A 17,827-nucleotide genomic window follows, 5' to 3' on the forward strand; every position below is an offset into this window, starting at 1 on the left:
TGGGTCTGGGGTTCAGCCCAATCAAAGGCATACAGCGAGGGACGTCAGGGCAGCCGTTCGACGGTGGCGCCCAGGCGCTCCAGCAGCTCGCGGTACCACGTGAAGGCGCGCTCGGTGCGGTTGCCCAGCTCCTTCGAGCCCCAGAGCAGCGTCATCGTGCGGCGCGTGTCCGCGTTCGTCTTGGTGCGCTGCGCATCCTTGACGGCGTTGGCGCAGGGACCCTCGGCATCGAACAGACAGAGCAGACCCTCCAGGTCGATGGTCTGACCCGAGGCGTTGAAGACGTATTGGTCACCCGTGATGGCGGTGCCCACCCGGAAGGGCGCTTGGGCTCGGTCGAGGTCCACCACGCTGATGGGCAATCCGCTGTGCAGTGACACGGCGTTGCACGCGTCCACCGCGGCGTTGATGGAGCCCAGCGAGCCGTCTCCCGCCGCGCGCACCAGATACTCGGAGGCGGGTTTACCTCGGCCGGTGGGCTTGTAGCCGCCGTGGCGCAGCAGGTCCCTCACAGCACCTCGCACGGCGTCATCGGATGTGAGCGGCGCGGACGCATCGCCCTTGAGGAGGGCCGCCAGCCACTCGGGAGAGGGCAGGGCGCTCAGCGGGGCGGGGAACGTGGAGGTGAAGGCGACGAGGTCGAGGAGCGGATGGGGATCGACGGTCAGCACGCGCGGCACTCTATGACATCCCGATGGGCGTCGAGCGGGGCCGAGCGCACCCTGCTCGGCGAGCCGAGGCACTGGTAGGGTCTCGGGAGGACGAGACATCCCGTCTCCGGAGTGAGTCATGCCGACGCTGATTCCAGCCCCCACCCGTGTCACGGCGGTGGGCAACAAGCCGAAGCTCATCGACGAATACATCGGTCGGCGGAACTCGAAGACGACCCACCTCAGCGTGGCCCACATGCGCAGCCCAGGTGGGTGGGAGGAGCCCGGCCAGACGCCCGAGTTCCGTGAAATCACCCTGGTGCTGGATGGCCTCCTGCGGGTGGAGCACAAGGGCGGGACGCTCGACGTGCTGGCGGGACAGGCGGTCATCTGCGAGCCCGGAGAGTGGGTCCGCTACAGCACGCCGGACGAAGAGGGCGCCGAGTACGTCGCCATCTGCATGCCGGCCTTCTCTCCGGGAACGGTCCATCGGGACGCCTGATGGCCCTCGGAGAAGGGCGAAAGGGGGCTGCCTGCCCGGCCGGGTGAAAGGGCCGGGAGGCGCCGTGGGTTCGGAACAGTCCCGCCTGGACGCCGCCCGTGGCATAAGGGCGCCCCCGAACGCTTCAGGCCCCACGAACCCACATGATTCGTCTCGACAACATCGGCAAGCAGCACGGTCAGCAGCTCCTCTTCGTGGAGGCGTCCGCCGCGCTCCACCGTGGTGAGAAGGTGGGGTTGGTGGGCCCGAACGGCGCGGGCAAGACGACCGTCTTCCGCATGATCACGGGCCAGGAGCACCCGGACGAGGGCCAGGTGGCCGTCGATCGCGGTGTCACCATTGGCTACTTCAGCCAGGACGTGGGCGAGATGGAGGGCCGCAGCTCCGTCGCCGAGGTCATGAACGGCGCGGGTCCGGTGAGCGAGGTCGCCGCCGAGATGAAGTCGCTCGAAGCCGACATGGCCGACCCGGACAAGGCGGACGAGATGGAGAAGCTCGTCGAGCGCTACGGCCTGGTGCAGGGCCGCTTCGAGGAGCTGGGCGGCTACGCCCTGGAGGGGCGCGCGCGGGAGATTCTCGCGGGCCTCGGGTTCACCGAGGAGATGATGGACGGCGACGTCGGCGCGCTCTCCGGTGGATGGAAGATGCGCGTGGCGCTCGCGCGAATCCTGCTCATGCGTCCGGACGCGATGCTGCTGGACGAGCCGAGCAACCACCTGGACCTCGAGTCGCTCATCTGGCTGGAAGGCTTCCTCAAGGGGTACGAGGGCGCGCTGCTGATGACGTCGCACGATCGCGAGTTCATGAACCGCATCGTGACGAAGGTGGTGGAGATCGACGGCGGCACGCTGACGACCTACTCGGGCAACTACGACTTCTACGAAGGGCAGCGCGCGCAGAACGAGGCGCAGCAGCAAGCGCAGTACGAGCGCCAGCAGGCGATGCTCGCCAAGGAGTTGAAGTTCATCGAGCGGTTCAAGGCGCGGGCCTCGCATGCGGCGCAGGTGCAGAGCCGCGTGAAGAAGCTGGAGAAGATCGAGAAGGTGGAGCCGCCCAAGCGCCGCCAGACGGTGCTGTTCGAGTTCCAGCCGCCCCCGCGCTCGGGTGACGACGTGGTGAGCCTGAAGGGCGTGCACAAGGGCTACGGCAAGCGGACCATCTACGAGGGCTTGGACTTCCTCGTGCGGCGCACGGAGCGCTGGTGCGTGATGGGCGTGAACGGCGCGGGCAAGTCCACGCTGTTGAAGCTGGTGACGGGCTCGACGCAGGCGGACGAGGGCTCGGTGGCGCTGGGTGGCAGCGTGAAGATGGGTTACTTCGCGCAGCACGCCATGGACCTCTTGAACGGCGAGCGGACGGTGTTCGAGTCGCTGACGGACTCGTTCCCGCGCGCGGGTCAGGGCTCGTTGCGAGCGCTGGCGGGCTGCTTCGGGTTCAGCGGCGACGAGGTGGACAAGAAGTGCCGGGTGCTGTCGGGCGGTGAGAAGGCGCGTCTGGTGATGGCGCAGATGCTGTTCGATCCGCCGAACTTCCTGGTGCTGGACGAGCCGACGAACCACCTGGACATGGCGACGAAGGAGATGCTCATCACGGCGCTCTCGCGCTACGAGGGCACGATGCTGTTCGTCTCGCACGACCGGCACTTCCTGGCGGCGTTGTCGAACCGGGTGTTGGAGCTGACGCCGGACGGCATCCACAAGTACGGCGGTGGCTACACGGAGTACGTGGCGCGCACGGGCCACGAGGCCCCCGGCCTCCGCAGCTAAGATTGACCTCCGTCGAGGCGGGCTCGGCAACGTTCACCGAGCCCGTCTCCGGAACCCCAAGGCCCGCGCCGGGTCACTCACCTGCATGCGCATCCCGCTCACGTGTCCCAGTCGGAGGGACCTAGATGCATGCACGGTCGAGCTGAATTCGGTGTCTCCACTGCAAGCTTGGCGATGCCTCCACTTTCGACTCCCGAATGTCATTGCACCGGATCTCGCCCTACGGGAATTCCGATGCCCATGCGGTGACTGTGGCTGCGATATTGAACTCGATGAGCGAATGGGTTGACGGAGACCTGCGAACCCAACGAACGTCTCGATTCGTCGAGCAGACGGTGGGGGCATCATGCGGCACCGATGGTGGCAGGTGTGGGGGTGGTTTTGGCAATCGTGGTGCAGTCGCCCTGGAGCCAAAGTCGTACCGTTCTACCTCGTCGCTGGCACTGCACTCGCTCGCCTGTCTCGGCTTGATTTGGGCAGCACGTCGATTGCGCGTGGGCAGGGTTTTCTGGTGCGCGTGTGGCTTGGTGCTCTGGCAGTTCTTTGCCTGGGCTATCAGTGACGTGCAGTGGCTGTGACTCCCTCGGCTATTGGATGCCGTTGCGTGCCTGATGCTCGCTGTTGCTACTGCGTCAGTGGCGGTACCTCGCAAATGGGTGATCCACGTCCTGGTGGGAGTCGGGACATTGGAGGAGGGCTTGGGCTGCTTGCGCAATGGTTCGAGGTGCCAATTGGGATGGAGGCTACTCGGCCAGCAGCGTTCTTTGTCAGTGTATCTGGTGAAGGAAGGCGGGTTCTATGAGACGGAGTACTCGACCTATGCGCTGGAACCGCCCAATGCCTTCGCGGAGAAATTTGGCGGACCATGGGCTGTGGATGTGGCTGGGAGCTTCTTTCATTGAGGCGTTTGTTTGTTGAATGGGCGGTGGCGCATGTTTGCTGGGCGAATCGGTTTCTTTGTTTTTTGCCTCTCTTTTTGTGGTTGCGTTATTCAGGAGTCTGATTGTGTTTTTGATTCAAACTGCGGGAAGGGCGAGCAATGCGTGAAGTGAAGTGGAGTGGTGGCGGGATCTCGGCGCTCGTAACGTCGTATCGAACCTGTGAGCGGCCATGTAGCAAAAACTCGGACTGTTCTGTGGGATATCGGTGTGCGAGCACTGACCATGGTCCTGTAGTTCCTGTCTGTAAAGTTGATCGCAATCGCTGAGCGGGTGTTGATATGTGAATTGGTGTGCGCTGGGGTGCGCTCGATGGTGTTCTGCCGGAGAAGGGCGGTGGGGCTCAGGGCGCGGTCAGGCGGTGTTCTTCTTTCTCGGGGCTCTCGGCGGGCAGGCCCGAGCCGCTGAACGCTGGAAGCAGCAGTCCGAGCACAATCAGGAGGCAGCCGCTGCGAGAACACTATCTAGAAGGGCATCCCGAATGCGGCTGCCAATGAATCTATTGTTGGGAGTGGCTCTTGGGCAGATGGCGTGCGTTCCGGAGTGCGGGAAACGCCAGATGATGGCTGAGGGTGACTTGTGCCAGTTGATGATTGGCACCAGCAGATATCGCGCTCGGAGAGGTGTGAACCCTGGCGACATTCGCGATTTGTCTGAGCCGACGTGTCCTCCCGACCCCTGTGTGTTCCAGTGAGTACCGACAGACCCGTGGAGGCACTCGTACAGGTTGACGGTTGATGCGGGAGAGGGCGAGGTGCGCTCATCTGGGTTCGATGGTCGAATGGGTACGGAGGATGATCTGGTTCGACGTGGACCGCTTGAGTGAGACCTATGACCATGGGGCCGAGAGGGGTGAACTGTGAGACGGGTTGCTTGGGCAGCCATCCTGATTGTGGGGGCTGCTGGTTCATTGTGTGGTGGTTATTTCGCGTACCGATTGGCCAAGTCTGAAGGGGTGTGTTGGTCTGATTGGGAGTGTCCGAAAGGGATGGATTGCGTCTGGTCTTGGGGGATGGTCGCGAGAGAGGTGGGTGATGTGGGGTATGGGTTTGCTAGGACGTGCGAATATTTGTGTTGGACGAGTGCCGACTGTCCGACGGGCTTTCGATGTGTGTATGAGACGGATGGTCTCGGGTATGCATGTCAACCCGACTGACGGTGGCTGGGGTTGATGAGGCCATCCTGCGGCTCGGCAAAATGCTCGCGCGACATCCGCACAGGCGCAGAAGGCCTGGGCGGCGTTCGGTCTCCGCGCCGGCTTTCCAGTGTCTGGTGAATCTTCGAGCGGAAGTCTGTTTTCCGCTCTACGCGTGTGACGCCCTGCTCCAGGAGAGCGGCGGGAGCCGCTAGTTTCGGCTCCCGCGCTCATCCGAGACTGCAATCAGTCGCAGCTCCAGGCCTTCTCTTCCCACTTGCCGCAGGTGCTCTCGCGGCAGACGGAGTACGCGCAGGTGTCGGCCAGGTACACGCAGCACGCGACGGCATCCTTGTCCGTCCCCGAACAGCTCTTCATCGCGCCGCCCTTGTACGTCGTGGGCGCGGTGTTGTTGCCACAGGAATCGGGCTTGTCGGAGTCATCCCCACCACAAGCCGCCAACATCGGAATCGCCAGAAGACACACGAGAAGAGATCGCATGGGGTGAATGTGACCACGCCCGCCAGGGGAGATGCCACGCCTTGAGAGTGAAGCCTCTCACGTCGTTTCCCCGGAAGTGTCTCTTGGATTCCGCGAATCTGATGATGCCTTGTTCTGGAATGTCTGGAGTTACTCGAACATCTTGCTCGCGAGCCGCGCCAGCTTCTGCGCCTTGCCTCGGTAGGGGGGAAAGAACAGATGCAGGAACGTGGTCCGCCCCTGTCGAACCACCGCGCGCTCGTGACTGAAGGTCAGGAAGCCCGTCTCCCCGTGATACGCGCCCACGCCGCTGCGCCCGATACCGCCGAACGGCAGGTTGGGGTTCGCCGCGTGCAGCGCCACGTTGTTGATGACCGTGCCGCCCGCGCTCGTCTCTTGGAGCAAGCGCTGCACGGTCTGCTCGTCCTGGCTGAAGACATAGAGGGCCAGCGGCTTGCCTCCCTCGCGAACCTCGGACACCACCTCGTCGAGCGACTCGAAGCGCAGCACCGGCAGCACGGGCCCCAGTATCTCCTCGCCCATCACGGGTGAGTTCGGCGTCACATCCGTCAGCAACGTGGGGGCGAGATAGCGCGCCTCCGCGTCCGCGACCCCGCCCGTCGCCACCCTCGCCCCGGCCGCCACGCCCTGGTCCAGCAGCGTGCGCACGCGCGTGAACGCGGCGTCATCCACCAGCCGGCAGAGGTCGGGCGACATCCGCCGCGCCTCCTCGGTCTTCCCGTAGAAGCGCTCCAGCGCCGCCTTCATCGCGTCCAGAAGCGCCTCCTCTCGCGACGCGTGCACGAACACGTGGTCTGGCGCCACGCAGGTCTGCCCTCCGTTGAGGAACTTGCCCCAGATGATGCGCTCGGCGGCTGTCTCCACGTCCGCGGTCGCGTCCACGATGGCCGGTGACTTGCCGCCCAGCTCCAGCGTCACGCCCGCCAGGTGCCGCGCCGCCGCAGCCATCACCCGCTGCCCCACGCGCGTCCCGCCCGTGAAGAAGAAATGGTCGAACGGCAGGCGCAGCAGCGCCTCGCCCACCTCCGGGCCGCCCTCCACCAGCGTGACTTCCTCGGGCGGAAACGCATCGCGCACCAGCTCGGCCAGGAAGCGCGAGGTGTGGGGCGTCTTCTCGCTCGGCTTGCAGAGGACGGCGTTGCCCGCCGCCACCGCCGCCACCACGGGCGACATGAGCAGCGGGAACGGCGAGTTCCAGGGCGCGAGCACCAGCACCACGCCCTTGGGCTCGCGGTGCACCTCGCTCACCGTCCCCGCCAGCAACAGGGGCGCGGCCACGCGGCGCGGCTTCATCCAGCCCTTGAGGTGCCTGCGCACGTGCGCCAGTTCCAGCAGGACGGGGAGGACCTCGGTCGCCTCCACCTCCGCGGCGGGCTTGCGGAGGTCCTGGTGCAGCGCGTCCGCGAGGGCCTCGCGCCGCTCCAGGATGAGCGCCTTGAGTGTGTCCAGCCGCGCCAGCCGCTCCCGAGCGCCGGTGCGCGCCAGCTCCCAGCGATGGGCCCTCAGGCGGTCGAACGACTCCTGAAGTCCGCTCGGCACCAGGGCTTCTTCCTGTTTCACCACGCGCATGCCGGCTCCTCCGCGAAGGCGCGCCCACCGTGGGCGCGCGCTCCCAGCCCGGCCGCCTGCCTACTCCAGCATCCGGGTCGCGCGGGAGGCCCATTCCTGGGTCTTTCCGCGGTACGGCGGGTAGAACACCGCCACGAGCGACTTCATCCATTGAACCGACACGGCTCGCTCATGGCTGAAGGTCTTGAAGCCGAAGTGCCCATGGTAGTTCCCCAAGCCGCTCATGCCCACCCCGCCGAACGGCAGGTTCGGGTTCGCCACGTGGATGAGCACGTTGTTCACCACGGCCCCGCCGGAGGTCGTGTGCTGGAACACCTCCTCCACGGCGCGCTTGTCCTGGCTGAACACGTAGAGCGCGAGCGGCTTCTCGCCCCCGTTGATGTGGGCGTACACCTCCTCGCGCCGCTGGTACGTCATCACCGGCAGCACCGGCCCGAAAATCTCGCCCTCCATGATGGGCATGTCCGGCGTCACCCCGGACAGCACCGTGGGCGCCAGGTAGCGCGACGGCCCATCCGCCGTCCCGCCCGTCTCCACCTTCGCTCCCGCCTCGACCGAGCGGTCGAGCACGTCCTTGACCCGCCGCCAGGCGACCGGGTCCACCAGCCGGGCGAGGTCGGGGCTGGCCTGACGCTCCGCCTCGGTGTCCCCGTAGAAGCGCGTGAGCACGCCCTTGAGCGCGTCCAGGAACGCCCGCTCCTTCGAGGCGGGCACGAAGATGTAGTCCGGCGCGACGCACGTCTGGCCCGCGTTGATGAACTTGCCCCACGCCACGCGCTCGGCGGTGGCGGCCAGGTCCGCCGACTCGTCGATGATGACCGGTGACTTGCCGCCCAGCTCCAGCGTCACGCTGGCCAGGTGCTTCGCCGCGGCCTCCATCACCTTGCGGCCGATGCGCGGGTTGCCCGTGAAGAAGAAGTGGTCGAACGGGAGCTGGAGCAGGCCCTCCGCCACCTCGGCGCCGCCCTCGAACACCGCGACCTCGTTCTCCGGGAACACGTCGCGGATGAGCTGCGCGATGAAGCGAGACGTGTTCGGCGTCTTCTCGCTGGGCTTGAGCACCACGCAGTTGCCCGCCGAGATGGCGGCGATGAGCGGCGCGGCCAGGAGCTGGAACGGGTAGTTCCACGGCGACAGGATGAGCACCACGCCCCGCGCCTCATGGCGCACGTGGCTGGACGCGCCCGCGAGCAGCATCGGCTGGCCCACGCGGGTCGGCTTCATCCAGCCCTTGAGGTGCTTCACCGTGTGGTTCAGCTCCTCCAGCGTGGGGTGGATCTCCGTCAGCTCCACCTCCACGGCGGGCTTCTTGAAGTCGCGGTGGATGGCGTCCGCGAGCTGCTCACGGCGAGCAAGAATCGCCTCGCGCAGCTTCTTCAGGCGCGCGATGCGCTCGGCCGCGGTGGTGCGAGACATCGTCCAGCGGTGCGCGCGCTGGGCGTCGAACACCGCGCGCATCCGCGCGAGGTCCGGCGCGTGGGCGACAGGAAGCTCAATCACAGGCGCGCTGCTGCTCTGGGGCGACATGGCACGTCTCCTTCAGCGGGCTTCGAGCCCGCGCAACAGGTGGGTCAACGAGGCCGTCAGCTCGGCCGAGAAATCCACGCGCAACGGGGCCAGGTGCGGCTGGGCCAGCACCTCGCGCGCCACGGGCGCCAGGTCCGCCATCTGCCGCAACCCGGTGACCAATGCATACAGGTGACGCATGAGGCGTTGACTGTCCCCGAGCGTGAGGAAGGGCAGGCGCCGCGCGAGCAGCTCCGCGGTGTGTCCAATCGCCGCGAGCAGCCGCTCCTTGAACTGGAGCACGCGCTCCAGGGTGACGTTCATCTCCAGCACGGTTTGCAAGAGCGCCAGGAGTCGCGTCAGCGTCTCTTCGCCTTCGAGCGACTCCGCCACGGTGCGCGCCACGCGAGGGCCCGTCCATCGCCCCTCGCCGTGCGTCAGCCGCGCGTCCAGTCGCTCGAACCAGGAGAAGAGCTGCTCCTCCAGCAGCGCCAGGAACAGCGCCTCCTTCGTCGGGAAGTAGAGGAACACCGTGCCCTTGGCGAGTCGCGAGCGCTCGGCCACGTCCGCCATCTTCACTTCCGCGTAGGTGGTGCTCCGGTAGAGCGCGAGCGCTTCATCCAGGATGCGCCGCCTGCGCGCCTCCTTGTCCGAGGCCTTGCGCGCCCGCTGGGGCGCCACCGCCCGCCTCGCCTTGCCCGCCGTGTTGCTGACCATGGGTCATATAGCTAGGTGACCGCGGGTCAGTCGTCAACTGACTGAAGGTCAGTTCTGGACAGGGCGCGCACTGGCGGACTGTAGGATTGTGTGGGACGCTCCTCGGAGTCATGCGCCCCATCGACGCGGAGTTGCTGTCCGGCAGCGCGCTGTACCGGGAGGTGGTGCTGGAGAAGCTGGCCCACGCGCGCGAGTCCGTCTGGATTGCCACGGCCAACGTCAAGGCCATGTACGTGGAGCAGAAGGGCAAGTTCGTGCCGCTGGTGGAGGTGCTGGACGGGCTGGCGGCGCGCGGCGTGTCCCTGCGCCTCCTGCACGCCGAGCTGCCGAGCCGCCCGTTTCGCGCGGCCTTCGATGCGCGGGCGCGGCTGGTGTCGGGCGGATTGGCACTGAAGGTCTGTCCCCGGGTGCACTTCAAGACCGTGCTGGTGGATGGCGCGTGGGCGTACCTGGGGAGCGCCAACCTCACGGGGGCCGGACTGGGAGCGAAGGGCGAGGACTCGCGCAACTTCGAGCTGGGCTTCGCCACCGAGGACTTCGACGTCATCGACCGCGTGACGGCGCTGTACGAGGCGGTGTGGAGCGGGGCCGAGTGCAGGGCATGCAAGCTGCGGTCGGTGTGCCCGGACCCCATCTTGCCCGCTGGCGTCGGACAGGCGAAGAAGCGGAGACCCCGAGACGGCGTCCGCCTGGGGAAGTCCCGCCGCATGCGGCGCTGACCGGAGTTCGCGCATGAGACACCCCGTTCCCGCTGGTGCCCGCGTCCTGATGCCCTGAGCGCGAGGTGGCCGTTCCCACACCCCGTGGGTCATCTCGCCGCACCTGTTGGGTTCGCCGTGCCCCTGTCCGTCTCTCCTCCGCCCGAGTCCGCCGCGGCCCTGCGGCTCAAGCGGCGCATCTACTTCTCCTGTGGTGGCATCCTCGCGCTGAGCCCGCTGCTGCACCCGTGGGTCGTCGGGCGGTTCGCGCCCTCGCTCGCCATCCTCGAACTCGTCTGGGCCGCGGTCTTCGTCGCGCTCGGCGTCGCGGTGGGCGCGTCCTGGCTGCGCGGCTCGGCGGGCGGCGTGGTGGCGACGGTGGGCAGCCTGGTGTTGCTCACGCTGGAGATCCACCTCACCGGTGGGCTCGCCAGCCCGTTCTTCCCGGTCCTCTACACCTTGCCGCTCATCGTCGCGGTGTTCACCCCGGAGGACCGGCTCCCGGTCTGGGTGGCCATCGTCCTGACGCTGGCCTGCATGGGGCTCATCGGGGTGCTGGGCCGCGTGGACACGCGCACGCTGGTGTCGCAGGTGATGTCGTTCTCCATCGTGGCGCTCGTGTCCGCGTACGGCGCGCAGACGTACCGACGGCTGCGCGATGCGGAGCAGGCCGCGCATCACGAGCGCATGGAGGCGATGCAGAAGCTCGCGGAGAGCGAGCGCCGCCGCGCCCGTGCCGAGCGCCAGCGCGCCGACATGGAGCGGCTCGCGGTGGTGGGGCAGCTCGCGGCCGGCGTGGCCCACGAGGTCAACAACCCGCTGGCCTATGTGAAGTCCAACCTGGGCTACCTGGAGCAGGAGCTGCTTCATCCAGGAGCGCTGGACGCGGAAGAAGCCCGGCGGGTGGTGGAGGAGACGCAGGAGGGCGTGCTGCGCATCCAGCAGATCGTCACCGACCTGAAGCGCTTCTCGCGCGACGAGGTGGTGGGCGAGGAGGCGTGCTCGGTGGCGGAGGGCGTGGACGAGGCGCGGCGCCTCGCCTCGGTCCGGCTGCGCAGCCTGGGCCAGGTGACGCAGGACGTGGAGCCCGGTCTGCCGCGCGTGCGCATGGCGCCGCGTCACCTGGTCCAGGTGTTGGTGAACCTCTTGCTCAATGCCGCCGACGCGACGGAGTCCGCGAGTCCTCCGCGCCCCGCTCGTGTGTTGCTCCGCGCGCGTGGGCTGCCGGGGGCGGTGCGCGTGGAGGTACAGGACAACGGCCCTGGCCTCTCCGAGTCCGTGAGGGCGCGCCTCTTCGAGCCGTTCTTCACCACCAAGCCCCCGGGCAAGGGCACGGGCCTGGGGCTCGCGCTGTGCCGCGAGTACGTGGCGCGCGTGGGCGGCGCGCTCGACGCGGAGAACCGCGCGGAGGGCGGCGCGTGCTTCGTCCTCCACCTGCCGCACGCCGTGCCAACGCCCGTCACGCCGCCCGCGGGGATTCCGTGCGCGGACGCGTGAGCCCGTTCGCGTGGGCCATCACGTGCGCGGGCGCTCTCCCTGGGGTGGGACCTCTTCCGCCGCGCGGGGGGCCGCGCTGCCCTCCGGCGTCGGGGGGCCCCCGCGGTGCCGCTCGCGCCAGCCGCTGGGCGTCTCGCCCACCCACTTGCGAAACAAGCTGCTGAAGTGCTGGAGCGAGGCGCAGCCCACCTCCACCGCGACGGCGGTGAGCTTCATGTCCGTCTCCAACAGGAGCCCTTGCGCGGTGCGCACCTGCACCGTGTTCAGCTCCGTTTGGAAGGACGTGTCCGCTTCCTTGAGCCGGCGCTGGAGGGTGCGCTCCGACATGCCCAGGGTGCGCGCCACGTCCGCCAGGCTCGCGCCGGGCAGCTTTCCGCGCAGCACCTGATGCAGCTCGCGCAGCAGCGGGGATTGGCCGGTGGCCTCGGCCACCAGCGCGTTGAGGCGCGATACCAGCGGACCAATCATGTCCGCGTCGCGACCCAGCCAGCTCAGCCCCTCGGCGGCGTCGGTGAAGACCTTGTGGGGATAGCCGCCCTGCACCAGTTCGTAGAAGCCTCCGACGATGGCGCCCGCGAGCCCGTCCGGACGCAGCAGCACCTGCCGGCGCACCGTGCGCGCGAACTGGCTGGCGTGGGCTTGCATGTAGTCCTTCATCACGCCGAAGGCGTCCGCGTCGATTCCCTCCACGCGGCGCAAGTCGACGAGCGAGTCGTGCGGCAGCGCGGGCTCCAGCTCCACGTCCAGCGCCTGGACGATGCGCTGGGCTTGTTGCTCCCCCGGCCGTCCCCACACCGCGAACCCGCAGAGGTCCGCCGCCGCATACCAGTGAAGGAAACAGTCCCCTACGAGATATCGACCGAGGGGGCTTCGGAAGTAGTCGTCGAGTCCGTCCGCGCGTCGCACAGCCGAGCAGAATACTGCTTTGCCACGCGCGCCACCCATCGCGGGTGGATCGGCGCGAACGGGCTTACCAGTCCTGGACGAACCTGCCCCCGCGACGCGAGTTCACGAGTGAATGACGGCAGCTCGAACCACGGCACATGAGGTCTCACGTGGTGCGCCTGATGGTACCCCGCATTGAAGAACACATGGTTGTAGAGCCGGGACGTGGAGGTCACCGCCAAGGCGTCTCGGCAGGTGGGGTCCGTCCCGAAGTGGGCCGCGAGGTTCAGCCAGTGAATACATATCTGTCCCGTGAGCAACAGCGCCCAGAAGGACAGGCCGAGCGTTGGCCGCCAGATGATGAGCCCCAGCAGCGTTCCATCCACCACCGCGAAGTCGAGCAGCAGCTCCGCGCGCTGACCGTGCCGCGCGGCCGAGCGCCACACCGCTTTCATCAGCGCGAACGGCCACAGCCACGGCGCGAACACCGAGCGCACGCAATAGCCGAACGCGCCCTCGCCGCGCCGCCGCTGGCCCCAATCCCCCGGGCCATCGCTGAAGCGATGATGGTTGAGGTGGTGGATGACGTAGCCGCGATAGGGAAAGCCACACGCGAGCCCCAACGTCCGGCTCACCAGCCAACGCACCGCGCGTGGACGGGCGATGGCCACATGCATGTGATTGTGCAGCACGGCGTAGTTCCAGAACACCAGCGCCACGCCCACGAGCCACAGGCCCCCGCGCGCGGACGACGACAGCCGTGCCCAGCCTCCCGTGAAGGCCAGGAACCACAGCCACCACAGCGCATGCGCCGTGAGCTGAGGAACGTCAAACCGAGGCGGGGTCGAGCGGACGCGCGGCATGCGTTCCAGGGTACGGACTCACCGCGGTGCTCGCTTCACTCCGGACGCCAAGCGATTGCGCCAGCGCGCAACTCGTTCTTTTCGCCCGCAGACCGTCTTGTCGCGCTCACGACCTGCCCTCGCCGCGCGCGTCTCTTCCGCGCTGTCTCGGCGCGAACGAAGGGCTCGCGGCGAGGGCGTCGCAAGGCGGCGGGCGGGCTCATCGCTCCAGTGCGTGCGCCACCTGACCCAGCAGCCGCAGCCGGGGAGAATCGAGCTTTCGCACGGTGCGCATCAGCCGGCGCACCTCGGGACGCTCGCGGTACTCGGGCGGATCCTCCGCGAGCTGGGGCGCGCCGCCTTCGACCGTCGCCGTCGCGCTCAAGCCGAGCAGCACGTCCGACGAGGCGTTGAGGACGAGGCACAGCTTCCGCAGCGTGCGGACGCTGGGCAGCATGTGGCCGCGCTCGAGGCGTCCATACACCTCGGTCGCGATACCAACGCGTTCAGCCACGTCCGCCTGGGTCAGCTCCAATCGCTGACGGGCCGCGCGAACAGCGTTTCCAATGATGGTTGCCAGTCGTTGTTCCATGGCGTGGGAAACCTGGGAAAAGAGGGCCTTCGCCCCCCGCGAAAAGAGCGGAGAGGTTCCGGGGCGAAGTGGAGGTGGTGCGCTACCTCGTGACACAGACATTACGAGCGGGGTCTGACATCTCGGCGCGTGCGGGCAGGCGTGCGTACCGCGGTGAAAACGCAGTGCGCGGACCCTTTCTGTCGCACCTGGGTTTCTTGGCTTCCTGGAGTCGTGGCGAGGTCCGGCGCGGAGGCGCGGCGGGGCATCGCGTGGGGTGCGCGGGCAGGCCAGCCGTGGCGCGGCGGCTGTCGCCGGGACGGGCGTGCGTGGGGTGGCGCGGGCGGGATGTGCAGGGGTGGCGTGAGATCCACCGGGTCTGCGCGGGGCCGAAAAGTCGGCCTGGGACGCGTTGTCAATCTTTCCGGAGGGCCTGAACGGAAAACCCCTGGTGTTTCCGGGGTTTACCTCGCACGTCCCCCTGACGTAAGGTGCCCAACCCCGGTGTGTGCCGGGTGTCCGGAGCCCCATCCGGCAACGCGAACCGGGGGCGCGTGAGGCGCTTCGCGGGGAGGCCAGTCCAGGTCGTGAGTGACGAGCGTCCCGACGCGCTGCTGAGGAGCGCACTCGAAAAGATCGTCTATTTCGAGGCCCGTGCGGAGCAACTCCACGGGGAGCTCGACGGCACGCGCGAGGAGATTGAACACCTCAAGCGCGAGCTGGCCGAGGCGCGCCAGCGCGACCTGGAGATGCGCCGCGAGCTGGCCGAACTGGAAGTGCGCACGGGCCGCATGCAGGCCGAGCGCGACGAGCTGTCCCGCTTGAATCAGGCGTTGCGCCTGGAGCGCGATCAGCTCATGGGCAAGCTGCTGGATGCCAGCCGCATCCACGCCTCGGGCATGTCGCGGGACGTGGACGACGAGCTGGGGTTTGATCTCGCGTCGTTCATCTCGCAGCTTCGCAGTGAGGCCATCCTGCGCGGTGAGACGGCGCCGGTGCTCGTGCCCGCCGCGAAGGGCGCGGCCGTTCCCTGGGGCCCGGTCCCTGATGCCGTGGCGCCCGCGCCGGCATCCGGCAACGCAGCGGTGGCCCTGTCGCCCGTGGCTCGCGAGGCGCAGCGACTGTTGCAGGAAGGCCGGCTGCGGGTGAGCGCGGAGCAGCTCGCCGAGCTGAGCGCGCACGGTGGCTTCGCGGGTTCTTCTGATGAAACGTTGTTCGGGTTCTCGGTGCGCGAGCTGTCCGCGACGGACGGCGCCGCCCGGGTTCGTGCCGCTGAGCGCCTGAAGGCCCTGGCGCAGCCCGCCGCCGCGCCCGCGCTGGCCGCGGCGCTCCATGCCGAGACGGACCCCGCGGCTCAGGTCGCGTTGCTCCAGGCGTTCGCGGGGCTGTGCAAGGAGCAGGGCGCGTCGGTGGTGTCGCCGCTGCTGTCGTCGCCGGTGCCGGAGGTGCGCATCGCGGCGCTCAAGGCGATGCTCACGCTGGCGCCCCGGGATGCCGCGCCTCATCTGGCGCAGGCGATGAAGGATCCGGATCGCTCGGTGCGTCGTCGCGCGTCGCTCCTGGCGCTGGGCCTGGAGGGCGAGACGGCGCGGCGGCTGGGCGAAGAGGCGATCCACGACGCCGACACGGAAGTGCGCTCGCTGGCCGCGCTCGCGCTGGGGGCGGGGGCAGGGGAGAACGCCCGGGTGCTCCTGCTGGGCGCGCTGGATGACGCCGAGCCGCGCGTGCGCAAGGCCGCCGCCCAGAGCCTCTCGCGCATCCTGGGCCAGGATGTGTCCTTCGTGGTCGCGCTGGACGATGCCCACCGTCGTCGGGAGATTCGTCGGCTGGCGACGCTGCCGATTCGCCCGGTGCGCGCGCGTCTCGAAGCGCCGTTGATCGCGAAGCGTGCTCCGCTGGGCGTGAGCGAGGGCGCCGCGAGCGTCGAGGCGCCTGCCAGCGCGCAGGCCGAGGCCGCGCGAGGCGCTGGGCGGCCGGTTGCCGCGCAGGCGGTCATGGCTCAGGCCACTGTCTCAGTGCCCGCAGGCGCGCACGCGGTGGGAGCCCAGGCTCCCGTTGCGATGGTGCAGAGCGCGCACGCGGTTTCGGCACAGGCGCCCGCTGCGATGATGCAGGGCGCTCATGCGGTGGGTGCGCAGACTCCTGTTGCGAATGCGCAGGGGGCGCACGTCGCAGGTGCGGTGCAGGCTCCCGCTGCGGGGATGCTGGGCGCGGCGGTGGGTGCCCGGATGCCTGCCCAGGGCTCGCATGCGGTCATGTCCCAGGCGCCCTCCGTGGCTGCTCCGGGCGCACCTCGGGCGGGCGCGGTTCCTCCGCACGCGAACGCCGGTGCGCGGCCTCCCGTTGCTGGCAGCTCCCTGCCGCCCGCCCCCGCGCAGCCCGTCCCGATGTCGGGTGGCGCACAGCGGTCGCCGGCCGCGCGGCTGTCCCCCGTTCAGGCGGCGCTCGTCGCGATGGGGGCCACGCCCCCCGTGGTGCGCGCTCCCGCTCCCGAGCCACGTGCTCCGGAGTCCCGCCCGGGCCCGTCCCCGGTCGAATCGCTCTGCGCCGCGATGCTGTCGGAGGTCCGCGTGGCCGTCCGGGGACGCTCGCTGGTGGAGCTGGCGGGCGGCCTGTCCTCGCCCGCGGAGTTGACGCAGGAGGCTCTCGCCCTGCTGGTGGCACGGGGGGCCATTGTGCGAAGGGGGCACAAATACTTCGCCGCTTGAGGCAAGTTGCAGGTGCCGCGCACCTCATCCGAAGGGTCGTCCATGGAAGCGCCGACGTACAGCTCGAAGCAGGTGGCCGAGATGCTCGGCGTGTCCCCCAAGGAGATTCCCGAGGGGATGCGGAAGGACGTGTACGGTCCGGATGACATCTGGGAGCTGCGGACCACGCTGGACCGCTTCCCGCCCCGCGTGGGCCACCGCCGCCAGCTCTTCCTCAACTTCAAGGGGGGCACCGGCAAGACGTCCCTCTCCACGTCCTACGCCTGGCGCCTCGCGGAGCTGGGCTACGCGGTCCTCCTCATCGACCTCGACAGCCAGGGCCACGCCACCAAGTGCCTGGGCTACGAGGGCGACGAGTTCGAGAAGACGCTCCTGGACGTGCTGGTCCGCAAGACGCCGCTCGTGCAGGTCATCCAGAAGTCCTCCCTGCCCAACCTGGACTTCGTCCCGTCCAACCTCAGCATGTCCACCATGGACCTCGCGCTGATGCCCATGGCCGGCCGCGAGTTCAAGCTGCGCAACGCGCTCAAGGACGTCGAGGCGCAGTACGACTTCATCATCTTCGACGCGCCGCCGTCCTTCGGCCTGCTCAACCTCAACGCCCTGATGGCAGCGAACGACCTGTTCGTTCCGGTGCTGGCGGACTTCCTGTCCTTCCACGGCCTCAAGCTGCTCTTCGAGACCGTGCAGAGCCTGGAAGAGGACCTGAACCACGTGCTCGACCACGTCTACATCGTGGTCAACGCCTTCAACGCGACCTTCAAGCTGGCCAAGGAAGCGCTGGAGGCCCTCCAGACGCACTACCCGGAGTACCTGCTGCCGACCATCATCCGGCAGTGCACCAAGTTCGCCCAGGCCTCCAGCGAAGGACGGCCGGTATTCGTCGCGGACCCCACTTCCAAGGGCGCGACTGATATCCAGGCCATGCTCGACAATGTCCTTCCCCGCCTGGTAGCGGGCGCCGCCGCGAAGAACGGCGCCACCCACGCTGGCTGAGACCTCCCGTGATGAAGAAAGCCTTCGAACAGAACGTGTCCCGCGCCAAGCCGCGCCTCCGCCTGGGGGCGCTGACCGGTGCGCTCGACCCGGTGGAGTCCCTGGCCGCGCAGCCCGAGCCCGAGGTCGCCGCCGTCCTCCCGCCGCCCGTGGCCGAGGCGCCGGACCTCTCCGCCGAGGTGCGCGCCCGCATCGAGCGCAACCGCGCCCCGCGCCCCACCGCCGCCGAGGCGATGGAGGCCGCCCTGCGCGCGCCGGCCGTGCCGTCCGCCCTGCTGACCCAAACCACCAAACCCACCACCCCCACACCAACAATACCCACACCCATAACCCACACACTATCCAC

The 17,827-nt window shown here is 68.4% G+C and carries 14 protein-coding genes and 2 pseudogenes; 8 read left to right on the forward strand and 8 right to left on the reverse strand.

The genetic code is table 11. From position 1 onward, the window contains the following. Nucleotides 1-44 precede the first annotated feature (44 nt). A complete protein-coding gene (locus tag KRR26_RS09905) occupies nucleotides 45-671 on the reverse strand; it encodes a phenylalanine--tRNA ligase beta subunit-related protein (RefSeq protein ID WP_120204921.1) in 627 nt (208 codons plus the stop codon). A gap of 118 nt (nucleotides 672-789) precedes the next feature. Between KRR26_RS09905 and KRR26_RS09910 the strand changes: the two genes are divergently transcribed. The 3 genes and pseudogenes from KRR26_RS09910 to KRR26_RS37810 form a co-directional block, all read left to right on the forward strand. After that, nucleotides 790-1,152 (forward strand): cupin domain-containing protein, encoded by a 363-nt coding sequence (locus tag KRR26_RS09910; protein WP_120204305.1) that lies wholly within the window; start codon nucleotides 790-792, stop codon nucleotides 1,150-1,152. 143 nt (nucleotides 1,153-1,295) lie between these two features. Beyond that, on the forward strand, nucleotides 1,296-2,918 hold the full coding sequence (locus KRR26_RS09915; RefSeq protein ID WP_120204306.1) for an ABC-F family ATP-binding cassette domain-containing protein: 1,623 nt from the start codon (nucleotides 1,296-1,298) through the stop codon (nucleotides 2,916-2,918). A 1,644-nt stretch (nucleotides 2,919-4,562) separates the two neighbouring features. Then, nucleotides 4,563-4,682 (forward strand): annotated as a pseudogene (locus KRR26_RS37810) (hypothetical protein); the annotation flags it as partial. A gap of 555 nt (nucleotides 4,683-5,237) precedes the next feature. Here the strand turns inward: KRR26_RS37810 and KRR26_RS09925 are convergent. The 4 genes from KRR26_RS09925 to KRR26_RS09940 all read right to left on the reverse strand — a co-directional run bounded on the left by KRR26_RS09925 (nucleotide 5,238) and on the right by KRR26_RS09940 (nucleotide 9,284). Further along, a complete protein-coding gene (locus tag KRR26_RS09925; protein ID WP_217079684.1) occupies nucleotides 5,238-5,492 on the reverse strand; it encodes a hypothetical protein in 255 nt (84 codons plus the stop codon). 129 nt (nucleotides 5,493-5,621) lie between these two features. Next, a complete protein-coding gene (locus KRR26_RS09930; protein WP_217079685.1) occupies nucleotides 5,622-7,061 on the reverse strand; it encodes an aldehyde dehydrogenase family protein in 1,440 nt (479 codons plus the stop codon). Between the two features lie 60 nt (nucleotides 7,062-7,121). Then, nucleotides 7,122-8,588, reverse strand: coding sequence for an aldehyde dehydrogenase family protein (locus KRR26_RS09935; RefSeq protein WP_120204313.1), 1,467 nt, complete (start codon nucleotides 8,586-8,588; stop codon nucleotides 7,122-7,124). Between the two features lie 12 nt (nucleotides 8,589-8,600). Continuing rightward, complete coding sequence (locus KRR26_RS09940) at nucleotides 8,601-9,284, reverse strand: TetR/AcrR family transcriptional regulator (RefSeq protein ID WP_120204315.1); 684 nt, start codon at nucleotides 9,282-9,284, stop codon at nucleotides 8,601-8,603. 110 nt (nucleotides 9,285-9,394) lie between these two features. Between KRR26_RS09940 and KRR26_RS09945 the strand changes: the two genes are divergently transcribed. Then, a complete protein-coding gene (locus KRR26_RS09945) occupies nucleotides 9,395-10,003 on the forward strand; it encodes a phospholipase D-like domain-containing protein (protein WP_120204317.1) in 609 nt (202 codons plus the stop codon). Between the two features lie 117 nt (nucleotides 10,004-10,120). Further along, nucleotides 10,121-11,479, forward strand: coding sequence for a sensor histidine kinase (locus KRR26_RS09950; protein ID WP_328707100.1), 1,359 nt, complete (start codon nucleotides 10,121-10,123; stop codon nucleotides 11,477-11,479). A gap of 18 nt (nucleotides 11,480-11,497) precedes the next feature. Here the strand turns inward: KRR26_RS09950 and KRR26_RS09955 are convergent, their stop codons facing one another. The 3 genes from KRR26_RS09955 to KRR26_RS09965 form a co-directional block, all read right to left on the reverse strand. Then, nucleotides 11,498-12,385, reverse strand: coding sequence for a helix-turn-helix domain-containing protein (locus KRR26_RS09955; RefSeq protein WP_328707101.1), 888 nt, complete (start codon nucleotides 12,383-12,385; stop codon nucleotides 11,498-11,500). Beyond that, a complete protein-coding gene (locus KRR26_RS09960) occupies nucleotides 12,325-13,227 on the reverse strand; it encodes a fatty acid desaturase family protein (protein ID WP_217079687.1) in 903 nt (300 codons plus the stop codon). Before KRR26_RS09960 ends, KRR26_RS09955 begins: the two co-directional genes overlap by 61 nt. A gap of 199 nt (nucleotides 13,228-13,426) precedes the next feature. Beyond that, the gene (locus KRR26_RS09965; protein WP_120204322.1) at nucleotides 13,427-13,798 is read right to left on the reverse strand and encodes a helix-turn-helix transcriptional regulator; all 372 of its coding nucleotides are present in this window, start codon (nucleotides 13,796-13,798) and stop codon (nucleotides 13,427-13,429) included. 566 nt (nucleotides 13,799-14,364) lie between these two features. Between KRR26_RS09965 and KRR26_RS09970 the strand changes: the two genes are divergently transcribed. The 3 genes and pseudogenes from KRR26_RS09970 to KRR26_RS09980 form a co-directional block, all read left to right on the forward strand. Next, entirely contained in the window at nucleotides 14,365-16,485 is a 2,121-nt protein-coding gene (locus KRR26_RS09970; protein ID WP_217079688.1) for a HEAT repeat domain-containing protein, read from the forward strand. A gap of 42 nt (nucleotides 16,486-16,527) precedes the next feature. After that, nucleotides 16,528-17,481, forward strand: a complete 954-nt coding sequence (locus tag KRR26_RS09975; RefSeq protein ID WP_120204925.1) for a ParA family protein — start codon at nucleotides 16,528-16,530, stop codon at nucleotides 17,479-17,481. Nucleotides 17,482-17,492: 11 nt separating this feature from the next. Continuing rightward, nucleotides 17,493-17,827: pseudogene (locus tag KRR26_RS09980) on the forward strand (extensin-like protein); the annotation flags it as partial.

It is taken from the genome of Citreicoccus inhibens, from assembly GCF_019039035.1.
Taxonomy (GTDB): Bacteria; Myxococcota; Myxococcia; order Myxococcales; family Myxococcaceae; genus Citreicoccus; species Citreicoccus inhibens.

What these genes read in the sequence shown, in the direction of transcription:
- KRR26_RS09960 (WP_217079687.1), bottom strand. Translation starts at nt 13,227, where the DNA reads ATGCCGCGCGTCCGCTCGACCCCGCCTCGGTTTGACGTTCCTCAGCTC.
- KRR26_RS09915 (WP_120204306.1), top strand. Translation starts at nt 1,296, where the DNA reads ATGATTCGTCTCGACAACATCGGCAAGCAGCACGGTCAGCAGCTCCTC.
- KRR26_RS09940 (WP_120204315.1), bottom strand. Translation starts at nt 9,284, where the DNA reads ATGGTCAGCAACACGGCGGGCAAGGCGAGGCGGGCGGTGGCGCCCCAG.
- KRR26_RS09935 (WP_120204313.1), bottom strand. Translation starts at nt 8,588, where the DNA reads ATGTCGCCCCAGAGCAGCAGCGCGCCTGTGATTGAGCTTCCTGTCGCC.
- KRR26_RS09925 (WP_217079684.1), bottom strand. Translation starts at nt 5,492, where the DNA reads ATGCGATCTCTTCTCGTGTGTCTTCTGGCGATTCCGATGTTGGCGGCT.
- KRR26_RS09945 (WP_120204317.1), top strand. Translation starts at nt 9,395, where the DNA reads ATGCGCCCCATCGACGCGGAGTTGCTGTCCGGCAGCGCGCTGTACCGG.
- KRR26_RS09930 (WP_217079685.1), bottom strand. Translation starts at nt 7,061, where the DNA reads ATGCGCGTGGTGAAACAGGAAGAAGCCCTGGTGCCGAGCGGACTTCAG.
- KRR26_RS09965 (WP_120204322.1), bottom strand. Translation starts at nt 13,798, where the DNA reads ATGGAACAACGACTGGCAACCATCATTGGAAACGCTGTTCGCGCGGCC.
- KRR26_RS09975 (WP_120204925.1), top strand. Translation starts at nt 16,528, where the DNA reads ATGGAAGCGCCGACGTACAGCTCGAAGCAGGTGGCCGAGATGCTCGGC.
- KRR26_RS09910 (WP_120204305.1), top strand. Translation starts at nt 790, where the DNA reads ATGCCGACGCTGATTCCAGCCCCCACCCGTGTCACGGCGGTGGGCAAC.